Raw genomic sequence first — 14,473 nt, forward strand, 5'->3', positions numbered from 1 at the left:
CTGACGTCAATGGCAGACCAGCAGAAGCTTCTGGAGCACCTCAAGTGGGTGACCACGGACCTGCGCCGGGCCCGCCGCCAGCTCCAGGAGGCCGAGGACCGCGACCACGAGCCCATCGCGATCGTGGGCATGGCCTGCCGCTATCCGGGCGGGGTCCGCTCGCCGGAGGACCTGTGGGACCTGGTCGCCGAGGGCCGCGACGCGATCGGCGGCTTCCCGTCCGACCGGGGCTGGGACGTCTCGGCGCTCTACCGGTCGTCGGATGACGACGTGGTGTCGTCCACGACGCTGGAAGGCGGCTTCCTCGACGGGGTCGGCGGCTTCGACGCCGAGTTCTTCGGCATCAGTCCCCGTGAGGCCCTGGCGATGGACCCGCAGCAGCGCCTGGTCCTGGAGACCGCGTGGGAGGCCGTGGAGAGCGCGTCCCTCGACCCGGGGGCGCTGCGCGGCGTCCGGGCCGGCGTCTTCGTCGGCACCAACACCCACGACTACGTGTCCCTGCTCGGCGGCGAACGCCTGGAGGGCCACCGCGCCGTCGGCAACGCCGCGAGCGTGGTCTCCGGCCGCGTCGCCTACACCCTGGGCCTGGAGGGCCCGGCGGTGACGGTCGACACGGCGTGTTCGTCGTCGCTGGTCGCGCTGCACCTGGCCGTCCAGTCGCTGCGGCAGGGCGAGTGCACCATGGCCCTGGTCGGCGGCGTCACCGTGATCGCGACCCCCGACATCTTCGTCGAGTTCAGCCGCCAGGGCGGCCTCGCGGCCGACGGCCGCTGCAAGTCCTTCGCCGCCGGGGCCGACGGCACCGGCTGGGGCGAGGGCGTCGGCATGATCGTCGTCGAGCGCCTCTCCGACGCCGTGGCCGCCGGGCACGAGGTCCTCGCGGTCGTCCGCGGCTCGGCCGTCAACCAGGACGGCGCCTCCAACGGCCTCACCGCCCCGAGCGGCACCGCCCAGCAGCGGGTGATCCGGGCCGCGCTCGCCAACGCCCGGCTGACCCACGACCAGGTCGACGCCGTCGAGGCCCACGGGACGGGCACCCGCCTCGGCGACCCGATCGAGGCCACGGCCGTCCTGTCGACGTACGGGGAGACCCGGCCCCGGCCCCTCTATTTGGGCTCGCTGAAGTCCAACATCGGGCACACCCAGGCGGCGGCGGGCGTGGGCGGCATCATCAAGATGGTCCAGGCCATGCGCCACGGCCTCCTGCCCCAGACCCTCCACCTCGACGAGCCGACCCCGGTCGTCGACTGGACGTCGGGCGACGTGGCCCTGCTCGCGGAGCCGAGGGCCTGGCCGGAGACGGGCGAACCGCGCCGCGCGGCGGTCTCCGCGTTCGGGGTGAGCGGGACCAACGCCCACGTGATCTTGGAAGCGGCGCCTGCACCTGCGGTCGTCGCCGGTGGCAACGGGGACGCGGTGGTTGTGTCCGCCGGGGTCGCGGGCACCGGGTCTTCGTCCGCTGGGGTGTCCGGCGGTGCCGCGGTGGGGGCTGCGGCGTCTTCGGCCGCAGGGATGCCTGAGGGAAGCGCGTCGGCACCTGGTGATGCCGGGACCGTGACGGGTGGTGGGCGTGTCGGCGCGGTGCCGTTCGTGCTTTCGGCCAAGTCGGAGAAGGCGCTGCTGGCGCAGGCCGAGAGAGTCGCGCGGTTCCTTGAGCGGCCCGGAGTCTCGGCTCTCGATGTGGCCTATTCGCTGGTGGCCACTCGGGGGATCTATCCGCATCGGGCGGTGACGAGTGACCTGGCCGATGTGCGGGGGCGGGTCGCGCGGGATGTGCGGCTCGGGGTGCTGTTCAGCGGGCAGGGGTCGCAGCGGGCGGGGATGGGGGCCGAGCTTTACCGGGATTTCCCGGTGTTCGCCGCTGCTTTTGACGAGGTCTGCGGGTTCTTTCCGGGGCTGGCTGATGTCGTGGCTTCGGGTGTTGGGCTGGATGAGACGCGGTTCACGCAGGCGGGGTTGTTCGCGTTCGAGGTGGCGCTGTACCGGCTGGTGGAGTCCTTCGGTGTGGTGCCTGATTCGGTGGGTGGGCATTCGGTGGGGGAGATCGTCGCGGCTCATGTCGCGGGGGTGTTGTCGCTGGGTGACGCGTGTGCGTTGGTGGAGGCGCGTGGGTCGTTGATGCAGGCGTTGCCCCGGGGTGGGGCGATGGTGGCTGTGCAGGCCGCATCTGCCGATATTTCGCCTGGCGTGGACATTGCCGCCATCAACGGGCCTCAGTCCGTGGTGATCTCGGGGCCTGAGGATGTGGTGCTGGCGGAGGCGGCACGGTTCGAGAGGACCAAGCGGCTCACGGTCTCGCACGCGTTCCATTCGTCGTTGATGGAGCCGATGCTGGGCGAGTTCCGGGCGCGGATCGACGGTCTCACGTTCCACGCGCCGCGTATCCCGTTGATCTCGATGGTGGGGCCGGATGCGGACTTCACCGATCCCGGCTACTGGGTGGAGCATGTCCGGGCCACGGTCAGGTTCTCGGAGGGTGTGGCGGGGGCGGACGCTGATCTGTTCCTGGAGATCGGGCCTGACGGGGTGCTGTCGGCGCTGGTGGAGGACGGCGTACCGGCCTGTAGGAAGGGGCGGGAGCGGGACTCCTTCGTCGAGGCGTTGGGGCGGGTCTTCGAACACGGCGTGGCCGTCGACTGGGCTCCCCTGTTCGAGGGGGCGAAGAAGGTCGCGCTGCCGGCCTACCCCTTCCAGCACGAGAACTTCTGGCCCGCCCCGCGCGAGACCGCCGCCCGTGAGGACTCCGGGGACGCCGGTTTCTGGGACGCCGTCGAGAGCGCCGACCTGTCCGCGCTCGCGGGCACCCTCCAGGTCGACGACGCCTCGCTGGCCGCCGCGCTGCCCGCCCTGCACGCCATGTCCGCGTGGCGGCGCAGGATCCGTGAGGAGAGCGTGGTCGACGCGTGGCGGTACACGATCACGTGGAAGCCGTTCGCGCCGCCGCCGGCCAGGCTCACCGGCAGGTGGGTCGTCGTGGGGGAGCGCGGGGCCGAGGTCGCCGCCGCCCTGGCGGCCAAGGGGGCGCAGGTCGTCAGCGTCAGCTTCGGCGACCCCATGCCGCCCGAGCCGATCAGCGGCATCGTCTCGATGCTGGCGCTCGACGAGCGGCCCCGGGGCGGTCTGACCGAAGGAGTGATCGCCACGGTCGAGCTGGTGCGGAGTCTTGAGGTGACGGCTCCGGTCTGGTTCGTCACCCAGGGCGCAGTGTCGGCGGGGGCGGATCTGACTTCACCCGTACAGGCGCAGGTGCACGGGCTCGCCCGGGTGGTCGCCCTCGAATATCCGCACCTCTGGGGCGGTCTCATCGACCTGCCCGCCGCACCGGCCGGGAACGATTACGCCCGGCTGGCCGACGTGCTGGCCACCGACGAGGACCAGGTCGCGATCAGGCCGGGAGGGGTGAAGGCCCGCAGGCTCGTGCCCGCTCCCGCTCCGACAGTCGGTTCGGGAGGGTGGCAGCCGCGCGGGACCGTTCTGGTCACCGGGGGCACCGGGGCGCTCGGCGGGCGGGTGGCCCGCTGGCTGGCGTCCCGTGGGGCCGCGCACCTGGTGCTGACCAGCCGCAGGGGAGCTGCCGCGCCGGGGGCCGAGGAACTCGCGGCCGAGCTGACCGCGCTGGGGGCGCGGGTCACGATCGCGGCGTGCGACGTGTCCGACCGGGCCGCCGTCGAGGAGCTGCTGCGCGGGCTGGAGGCCGACGGGACCGGGGTCAACGCGGTGGTGCACGCCGCTGGGGCCAGTCAGTACATCCCGTTCGAGCAGGTCGGGGCCGAGGAGTTCGAGCGGATCGTCGCGGCCAAGGCCGCCGGGGCGGCCCATCTCGACGCGCTCTGCGGGGATCTCGATGCGTTTGTACTTTTCTCTTCGATCGCCGGGGTGTGGGGGAGCGGTGGGCAGGGCGCCTACGCCGCCGCCAACGCCTTCCTGGACGCCCTCGCGGAGAACCGGCGCGCCCGTGGGCTGGCCGCGACCTCCGTCGCCTGGGGTCCGTGGGCCGACGGCGGAATGGTGGAGGACGGCGAGGCCGAGGACCTCCTCAGCGTGCACGGGCTGCCGCTGCTGCCGCCCGACCTGGCCCTGGCGGCGCTCGGCCAGGCCGTCGAGCTCGGCGAGACCACGCTCGTCGTCGCCGACGTCGAGTGGCCGCGGTTCGCGCCGATCTTCGCCGCCGCGCGTCGGCGTCCCCTGCTGGACGATCTTCCGCAGCTCCGCGAGCCGGAGGCCGCCGCCCCCGCCGAGTCGACGCTGGCGACCGAGTTGCGCGCGCTGGCCGAGGCCGACCGGCTGCGCCTGCTGACCGACATCGTGCGCCGCGAGGCGGCGGCCGTGCTGGGCCACGCCTCCGCCGACGCCCTGTCGGCCGACCGGCCGTTCAAGGATCTCGGCTTCGACTCGCTGACCGCCGTCGAGCTGCGCAACCGGCTCTCGTCCGCGACCGGCCTGCGGCTGCCGTCGACCCTGGTCTTCGACCACCCGGCCCCCGCCGTCGTCGCCCGGTGGCTGCTCGGCGAGATCCTCGGCGAGACCTCCGGCGCGGAGGCGCACGTTCCCGTCGCCGCCGCTCCGGACGACGACCCGATCGTCATCGTCGGCATGGCCTGCCGGTATCCGGGTGGCGTGCGCTCACCCGAGGACCTGTGGGACCTGGTCGCCGACGGCCGCGACGCCGTCGGCGCCTTCCCCGCCGACCGGGGCTGGGACGTCGACGCCCTCGCCGACGGCCGCTCCCACACCCTCGAAGGCGGCTTCCTGTACGACGCCGCCGACTTCGACGCGGCCTTCTTCGGCATCTCCCCACGTGAGGCGCTCGCGATGGACCCGCAGCAGCGGCTGCTGCTGGAGGTGTCGTGGGAGGCGCTGGAGCGCGCGGGCATCGACCCGCACTCGCTGAAGGGCACCCGGACGGGCGTCTTCGCCGGCACCAACTCCCAGGACTACGGCAACCTCCTGGTGGACGCCGCCGAGGACGTCGCCGGGTACGTGGCGATCGGCAACACCGCCAGCGTCATGTCGGGACGCGTCTCCTACACGTTCGGCCTCGAAGGCCCGGCCGTCACGGTCGACACGGCCTGTTCGTCGTCGCTGGTCGCGCTGCACCTGGCGGTCCAGTCGCTGAAGCAGGGCGAATGCGGCATGGCACTGGTCAGCGGCGTGGTCGTCATGTCGACACCCGGCCTGTTCGTGGAGTTCTCCCGCCAGCAGGGCATGGCCACCGACGGCCGCTGCAAGGCCTTCGCCGCCGGGGCCGACGGGACCGGCTGGGGCGAGGGCGCGGGCGTCCTGGTCGTCGAGCGTCTCTCCGACGCGAAGGCGCGGGGGCATCGGATCCTCGCGGTGGTCCGTGGTTCGGCGGTCAACCAGGACGGCGCGTCCAACGGTCTGACCGCGCCCAACGGTCCCGCGCAGCAGCGGGTGATCCGCCAGGCCCTGGCGAGTGGCGGCCTGCGGGCGGCCGATGTCGAGGTGGTCGAGGCGCACGGGACGGGCACGCGGCTGGGTGACCCGATCGAGGCGCAGGCCCTCCTCGCGACCTACGGTCAGGATCGCGAGACGCCGCTGCTGCTGGGTTCGATCAAGTCGAACATCGGCCACACGCAGGCGGCGGCCGGCGTGGCCGGAATCATCAAGATGATCGAGTCGATGCGCCACGGCCTGGTCCCCAAGACCCTCCACCTCGACGAACCCTCTCCCCACGTCGACTGGACGTCGGGCGCCATCGACCTCGTCACCACCCACACCGCCTGGCCGGAAACCGCAGGACCCCGCCGCGCCGGCGTCTCGTCGTTCGGCATCAGCGGCACGAACGCCCACACGATCATCGAGGAGTGGCGCGAGGAGCCGGTCGCGGGGTCGTGTGCGGCGGTCGGTGATGGTCCGGTGGTGCCGTGGGTTCTGTCGGCCAAAGACGATGCCGCGTTGCGGGCTCAGGCGGAAGCGCTGGCTGGGGTGGTCGCCGATCTGAGTCCTGCCGATGTGGCTTTCTCTCTGTCGTTGCGGGCGTCGTTGGAGCGGCGTGCTGTGGTGGTGGGGCGGAGCGTGGGGGACTTCCTGGCCGGGCTGGCTGCTCTGGCCACGGCCGGGCCGGTGGCGGGGCGGACGGCGGTGATGTTCTCCGGGCAGGGTGCGCAGCGGGCCGGGATGGGGGTCGGGCTGTCGGCGGCGTTCCCGGTGTTCGGGGAGGTGTTCTCCGATATCTGTGAGCGGCTGGGTGTCGCCACGGCTGTGGCCTCCGGTGAGGGGCTGGATGAGACGGGGAACACGCAGCCGGCGTTGTTCGCGTTCGAGGTGGCGTTGTTCCGGCTGCTGGAGCATTTCGGTGTCCGGCCGGACTTCCTGATCGGTCACTCAGTGGGTGAGATCGCCGCCGCTCACGTGGCGGGGGTGCTCTCGCTGGAGGACGCCTGCGCGCTGGTCAGCGCGCGGGGTTCGTTGATGCAGGCGCTTCCGGCCGGTGGGGCGATGGTCGCCATACAGGCCACGCCAGGCGAAATTTCGGGCGATGTCGATATCGCCGCTATTAACGGGCCTCGGTCGGTGGTGATCTCGGGGCCGGAAGAGGTGGTGCTGGCGGAGGCCGCCCGGTTCGAGAAGACCAAGCGGCTGTCCGTGAGTCATGCGTTCCATTCCTCGTTGATGGACCCGATGCTGGAGGACTTCCGCCGGGTCGTCACGACGCTCACGTTCAACACCCCCCAGATCCCGATCGTCGGCGCTGACGTGACCGACCCCGAATACTGGGTCGCCCATGTCAGGAACACCGTCAGGTTCCACGACGGCATCACCTGGCTGGAGAACGAGGGCGTCACCCGGTTCGTCGAGGTCGGACCCCGTCCGGTCCTCACCGCGATGGCCTCCGGCGACCACCTGTGGATCCCGCTGGCCAAGCCCGACCGCGACGAGGTCGCCGCCTTCTACGAGGGACTCGGCCAGGTTCACGCCTCCGGCACCGCCGTCGACTGGCACCTCGAAGGAACCAGGGTCGACCTCCCCACCTACAGGTTCCAGCACCGCCGCTACTGGCCCGAGACCGTCGCGAAGCCCGGCGACCCCGCCTCCCTGGGCCTCACCGACGCCGGGCATCCGATCCTCGCCGCCGCCGTCGCGCTCCCGGACGGCGGGCAGCTGCTCACCGGGCGGATCTCCGTCCAGGCGCAGCCGTGGCTCGCCGACCACGTCGTCGGCGGGCGCGTGATCTTCCCCGGCACGGGGTTCGCCGAGATGGCGATCCGGGCCGCCGGTGAGGCCGGGCTCTCCCGGGTGGAGGAGCTCACCCTGGAGGCGCCGCTGGTCGTCCCGGCCAGGGGTGCGGTGCGGGTCCAGGTCACGGTCGACGCCGAGGGCGGGGTGGCGATCCATTCCCGTACCGAAGACGACGTCTGGACCCGGCACGCCACCGGCTCTCTCAGCTCCGTGACCACGAGCGGCGCGAGCTTCCGGATCTGGCCCCCGGCGAACGCCACGCCTCTCGACGTCAGCGGCTTCTACGCCGCGCTCGACGGGTTCGACTACGGGCCGGCGTTCCAGGGGCTCCAGGCCGCCTGGCGCGCGGGGGACGACGTCTACGCCGAAGTGGCGCTCGACGCCGGCGGCGGGTTCGGGATCCACCCGGCGCTGCTCGACTCCGCCCTGCACGCCGCCGCCTTCCTCGGCGGGGAGCCGGGCGTCCCGTTCTCCTGGCAGGGGGTCACCCTGCACGCCGACGGCGCGACCACGCTCCGCGTCCGGCTGACCAAGGACGGCGCGGTGGAGGCCGCCGACGGGCGGGGCGACCCGGTCGTCACGGTCGACCGGCTCACCGTCCGGCCCGCGCCGAAGGTCGAGACCGCCGGCGACTCGATGTACCGGCTCGACTGGATCCCGGCCGAGGCGACGCCGCTCGCCGGGGTCGTCGCCGAGCCGCGCACCGCGCACGAGGCGCTCGACGTGGTGCGCGACTGGCTGGCCCGCGACGGCGGCACCCCGCTGGTCGTGGTGACGCGGCGGGCGGTGTGCGCCGTGCCGGACGAGGACGTCGACGATCTCGACGCCGCCGCCGTGTGGGGGCTGGTCAGGTCGGCCCAGACGGAGAACCCGGGGCGGTTCGTGCTGGTGGACACCGATGACGTGCCGGTGCTCGCGGGCGACGAGCCGCAGGTCGCCGTGAGGGGCGGCCAGGTGCTCGTGCCGAGGCTGGTGCGCGCAGGGGGGACGCCGGGACCGGTCAGTGGTGTCCCTGGGGTGGGGCTGACGCCCCCGGGCGGCGAGGCTGGGTGGCGTCTGGAAATCGCCTCGAAGGGCACGCTCGACGGCCTCGTGCTGGCCGCGGCCGCCGAGGGGGATGCTGCGTTGTTATCGGGTCAGGTGCGGGTGGGGGTGCGGGCGGCGGGGCTGAACTTCCGCGACGTCCTCAACGCGTTGGGGATGTATCCGGGAGAGGCCGGGCCGCTCGGCGGCGAGGTCGCCGGGGTCGTGCTGGAGACGGCCCCCGACGTGACCTCGGTCGCGGTGGGCGACCGCGTGTTCGGCATGGCCAACGGCGGCTTCGGGCCGCGCGTGGTCACCGACGCCCGGACCGTCGCCAGGATGCCCGAGGGCTGGTCGTTCGAGACCGCTGCCGGGATCCCCCTGGTCTTCCTGACCGCCCTCTACGCCTTCACCGACCTCGGCGCGGTCCGAAGCGGCGAGAAGGTGCTCGTGCACGCCGCCGCGGGCGGGGTCGGCATGGCCGCCACCCAGATCGCCCGCCACCTCGGCGCGGAGGTCTACGGCACCGCGTCGGAGTCCAAGCAGCACGTGCTGGAGGGGCTGGCCGGGATCGCCAGCTCGCGCACGCTCGACTTCGCGGATCAGTTCCCCAAGGTGGACGTCGTGCTCAACGCCCTCGCGGGTGAGTTCGTCGACGCCTCCCTCGGCCTGCTGAACGAAGGCGGCCGGTTCCTGGAGATGGGCAAGACCGACATCCGCACCGGCATCCCCGGCTACCTGGCCTTCGACCTCGTCGAGGCCGGACCCGACCGGACCGGGGAACTGCTGGCCCAGCTCGTCGGCCTCTTCGAGGCGGGCGTCCTGACGCCGCTGCCGGTCCGGACCTGGGACGTCCGCAAGGCCAAGGACGCGTTCCGGCACGTCTCCCAGGCCCGCCACATCGGCAAGGTCGTCCTCACGATCCCGTACGTCGACAAGGACGCCACCGTCCTGGTGACCGGCGGCACCGGCGGACTGGGCCAGGTGCTCGCCCGGCACCTGCTCGACCAGGGCTTCACCGATCTGCTGCTCGTCAGCCGCTCGGGCCGCTGCGACCTCCCGGGCGTGCGCACCCGGGCCTGCGACGTCTCCGACCGCGCCCAGCTCGAAGCCCTCGTGGCCGAAGAGGACATCCGGGGCGTCGTGCACGCCGCCGGGGTGCTCGACGACGGCGTGGTCGGGTCGCTCACGCCCGAGCGCCTGGACGCCGTGCTCCGGCCGAAGGCCGACGCCGCGCGGCACCTGCACGAGCTGCTCGGCGACGTGCCGATGTTCGTGCTCTACTCCTCGGCCGCCGGGGTGTTCGGCTCGGCCGGGCAGGGCAACTACTCGGCCGCCAACGCCGTCCTCGACGCGCTGGCCGCCCACCGGCACGCCCAGGGCATGGCCGCCACCTCGCTGGCCTGGGGCCTGTGGTCGGGCGGCATGGGCGACGCGCTCGGCGCCGACGGCCGGGGCCGCATCACCCGGGGCGGCATGGCCCCCCTCTCGCACGCCGACGGCCTGGCCCTGTTCGACCTGGCCCTGCGGTCGGGCGCGGCGCTCCAGATCCCGATGCACCTCGACCTGCGCGGGCTGCGCGACGCCCCGGTCCCGCACCTGCTGCGGTCCCTGGTCCGGCCGACGGCGAAGCGGGCCGTCGCGGCGGCGGGCGACGGCTCCTCCCTCGCCGGGAAACTGGCCGCGCTGCCCGAGGCCGAACGGCACGCCTGTCTCGCCGGGATCGTCCGCGCGCAGGCCGCCGCCGTCCTCGGCCACGGCTCCGCGGAGGCGGTGCCGGCCGGGAAGGCGTTCAAGGAGCTCGGCTTCGACTCGCTCACCTCGGTCGAGCTGCGCAACCGCCTCAACGCGGCCACCGGGCTGCGGCTCCCGGCGACGCTGGTCTTCGACTACCCGACCCCCGACGCGCTGGCCGCCTACCTGGCCATCGGCCTGGTCGGCGCGCCCGCCCCGGCCGCCCGGACGACGGCCGCCGTCACCTCCGACGAGCCGATCGCGATCGTCGGCATGAGCTGCCGCTACCCCGGCGGGGTGCGCACCCCGGACGACCTGTGGCGGCTGGTCGCCGAGGGCGGCGACGCCGTCGGCGGGCCGCCGGTCAACCGGGGCTGGGACCCCGGGCTCGCCTTCGACGGCGGCTTCCTGCACGACGCGGACGCCTTCGACGCCGACTTCTTCGGCATCTCGCCGCGTGAGGCGCTCGCGATGGACCCGCAGCAGCGGCTCCTCCTGGAGGCGTCCTGGGAGGTGTTCGAGGGCGCGGGCATCGACCCCCGCTCGCTGAAGGGCACCGACACCGGCGTCTTCGTCGGGGCGGCGACCAGCGGATACGGGACCGGCGCGGCGGGCGACCTGGAAGGGCACCTGCTGACCGGCGGCGCGACCAGCGTCGTCTCCGGCCGCGTCGCCTACACCTTCGGGCTCGAAGGCCCGGCCCTGACCGTCGACACCGCCTGCTCGTCGTCGCTGGTGGCGCTGCACCTGGCCGTGCAGGCGCTGCGGCAGGGCGAGTGCGACCTGGCGCTGGCGGGCGGGGTGACCGTGATGGCCACGCCCGGCATGTTCACCGAGTTCGCCAAGCAGCGCGGCCTGGCCGCCGACGGGCGGTGCAAGCCGTTCGCCAACGCCGCCGACGGCACCGGCTGGGGCGAGGGCGTCGGCGTCCTGCTGGTCGAGCGCCTCTCCGACGCCCTGCGCAACGGGCACGACGTCCTCGCGGTCGTCCGGGGCTCGGCGGTCAACCAGGACGGCGCGTCCAACGGACTGACCGCCCCCAACGGGCCCGCCCAGCAGCGGGTCATCCGGCAGGCGCTCGCCAACGCCCGCGTCGCCCCCGGCGAGGTGGACGTCGTCGAGGCGCACGGCACCGGCACCACCCTGGGCGACCCGATCGAGGCCCAGGCCCTGCTCGCCACCTACGGCCAGGACCGCGAGCACCCGCTGCTGCTCGGCTCGCTCAAGTCGAACATCGGCCACACCCAGGCCGCCGCCGGCGTCGGCGGCGTGATCAAGATGGTCCAGGCCATGCGGTACGGAACGGTGCCCGCCAGCCTCCACATCGACCGACCCAGCGACCACGTCGACTGGAGCGAGGGCGCGGTCGACCTGCTGACCGAGCAGGCCGCCTGGCCCGAGACCGGCCGGCCCAAGCGCGCGGCGGTCTCGTCGTTCGCGATCAGCGGCACCAACGTCCACACGATCCTCGAAGAGGCCCCCGCCGTCGAACCGGCCGAACCGGTCGAGCCGGGCCGCACCGGGGCGGTCGTGCCGTGGGTGCTGTCGGCCCGCACGCCCGAGGCCCTGCGGGACCAGGCCGCCAAGCTGGCCGCACACGTCACCGACGCCGATCCGGCCGACGTCGCCTACACGCTGGCCGTCGCCAGGACCGGCTTCGACCACCGGGCCGCCGTCGTCGGCTCCGACCCCGCCACCCTCGCCGAGGGCCTGCGCGCGGTCGCGGCCGGGGCGGCCCCGCTGGAGGGCGAGGTCAGGACGGGCGGGGTGGCCTTCCTGTTCACCGGCCAGGGCGCGCAGCGCGCCGGGATGGGCCGGGAGCTGTACGAGACCTACCCGGTGTTCGCCGAGGCGTTCGACGCGGTCTGCGACCACCTCGACCCCGACGTCCCCCGGGTGATCCTCTCGGGCGAGGGGCTGGACGAGACGACGTACACGCAACCGGCGCTGTTCGCCTTCGAGGTGGCGCTGTTCCGGCTGGTCGAGTCGTGGGGCGTCGCCCCCGGCTTCCTGGCCGGGCACTCGGTCGGCGAGATCGCCGCCGCGCACTGCGCCGGGGTGCTGTCGCTGCCGGACGCGTGCCGCCTGGTCACCGCGCGGGCCGCGCTCATGGGGGCGCTTCCGGCCGGTGGGGCGATGGTCGCCATACAGGCCGCGCCAGGCGAAATTTCGGGAAATGTCGACATCGCCGCCGTCAACGGGCCTCACGCCGTGGTCATCTCCGGGCCCGAGGACGCCGTGCTCGCCGAGGCCGCCCGCTTCGGGAAGACCAAGCGGCTCGCCGTCTCCCACGCCTTCCACTCCCGCCTGATGGACCCGATGCTCGACGACTTCCGCCTGGTCGCCGAGAGCATCGTCTACCACGAACCGCGCATCCCGATCGCGGGCGCGCGGCCGACCTCGCCCGGCTACTGGGTGGAGCACGTGCGCGCCACGGTCCGGTTCGGCGACGCGATCTCCTGGCTGGAGCGGCAGGGCGTGACCACCTTCGTCGAGATCGGCCCCGCCGCGATCCTCACGGCCATGGGGCCCGACTCCGCCGCCGGGGAGAACCTGACCTGGCTGGCGGCCTGCCGCGACGGGCGTACCGAGACGGAGTCGGCGGCCCTGCTGGTCGCCGGGCTGCACGTCGCCGGGGTCCCGCTCGACTGGGACGCCGTGCTCCCCGGGGCGCGCCGCGTCCCCCTGCCGACCTACGCCTTCCAGCACCGCTCCTACTGGCTCGCGCCCGCCGAGGACGAGTTCTGGGACGTCGTCGACGGCCTCTCGCCCGACGACCCGATCAGCACCCTGCTCGACCGGCTCCCGGCCCGCCGCCGCGACCGGTCGGAGCCGTGGCGGCACCAGGTGGCCTGGGTGCCGTTCGAGCCCGGAACCGGCCCGCTCACCGGGAAGTGGCTGGTCACCGATCCCGAACTCGCCGCGGTCCTCGCGGCGGCCGGGGCCGAGGTGGTCGCCGAAGCCACCGCCGACCTGGCCGGTGTCGTCTCCTCCGGTACGGTCACCGACACGCTCGCCCTCCTCCAGGACCCCGGCGTCGAGGCCCCGATCTGGTGCGTCACCAGGAACGCCGCGACCGACCCCGAGCAGGCGATGGTCTGGGGCCTCGGCCGTGCCGCCGCCCTGGAGCACCCGGCCCGCTGGGGCGGTCTCGTCGACCTCACCGGCGCGCCCGGCCGGCTGGCCGACGTGCTCGCCGGCCCGCAGGGCGAGGACCAGATCTCGATCGGACCCGATGGCATCCGGGTCCGGCGGATCGAGAAGGCCGCGCCGACGCGGGCCGTGCGCGACTGGAGCCCCGAGGGCGCCGTCCTGGTCACCGGCGGCACCGGGGCCATCGGCCGCCGGGTCGCCCGCTGGCTGCACGACCAGGGCGCCCGCGACCTGCTGCTGATCAGCCGTTCCGGGCCTGACGCCCCCGGCGCGGCCGAACTCGCTGACGAGCTGGGCGCGACCGTCGTGGCCTGCGACGCCGCCGACCGGGACGCCCTGGCGGCGCTGCTCGCCGAGCACGACGTCCGGGCCGTCTTCCACACGGCGGGCGTGCTCGACGACGGCGTCATCGACGCGCTCACCCCCGACCGGCTCGCCACCGTCCACCGGGCCAAGTGCGCGTCGGCCCGCAACCTCGACGAGCTCACCTCCGGCCTCACCGCGTTCGTGCTGTTCTCCTCGGTCGCGGGCGCGGTCGGTTCGGCCGGGCAGGCCGGGTACGCCGCCGCCAACGCCTACCTCGACGCCCTGGCCGCCGCCCGGCACGCCCGGGGCGAGGTCGCGACGTCGATCGCGTGGGGGCCGTGGGCGGGCGGCGGCATGGCGTCCGGCCACGACCGGCTCGGCCGGGCGGGCCTGTCCGGCCTCGACCCTGAGACCGCGCTCACGGCGCTGCGCCACGCGATCGACCGCGACGACGCGGCCCCGATCGTGGCCGACGTCGACTGGGACGTGTTCGGTCCCGCCTTCACCGCCAACCGGCCGAGCGCGCTGATCTCCGGTCTGTTCACCACGGTCGCCCGGGACGAGGGCCCCGGCCTGGCCGACCGGCTCGCGCCGCTGCCGCCCGCCGACCGCGAGCGCGTCGTGCTCGACCTGGTCAGGGCGCAGGCGGCGGCGGTGCTCGGGCACGCCGGGGCGTCGGCGATCGGGCCGAACCGGGCGTTCAAGGACCTGGGCTTCAGCTCGCTCAGCGCCGTCGACCTGTGCAACCGGCTGCGCCGGGCGACCGGCCGGGCGCTGCCCAAGACGCTGGTCTTCGACTATCCGACCCCGGCCGCGCTGGCCGCGTACATCCTCGGACTGCTCTTCGCGACGGAGGACCCGGAGGACGCGCGCCTGCGCGCGGCCCTGGGGAGCCTGTCGCTCGCCCGCCTGCGCGAGGCCGGCCTGGCCGACGCGCTGCTGCGGCTCGCCGAAGGACATTCCGAGGACGGCGCGGACGACGAGGACGGCGAGGAGATCGACGAGATGGACACCGAGGCGCTCATCCGCATGGCGCTGGAAACCACCGACTCATGAT

The 14,473-nt window shown here is 73.9% G+C and carries 1 protein-coding gene; it reads left to right on the forward strand.

Annotated features, from left to right (window positions below; all coding sequences use genetic code 11):
* The first annotated feature begins 9 nt into the window (after window positions 1-9).
* Window positions 10-14,472 carry a type I polyketide synthase gene (locus tag AW270_RS40900; protein WP_061289079.1) on the forward strand — a complete coding sequence of 4,821 codons (14,463 nt, stop codon included), beginning with the start codon at window positions 10-12 and terminating at the stop codon, window positions 14,470-14,472.
* Window position 14,473: the final 1 nt, after the last annotated feature.

The organism is Herbidospora cretacea, assembly GCF_001570605.1.
Classification (GTDB): Bacteria; Actinomycetota; Actinomycetes; order Streptosporangiales; family Streptosporangiaceae; genus Herbidospora; species Herbidospora cretacea.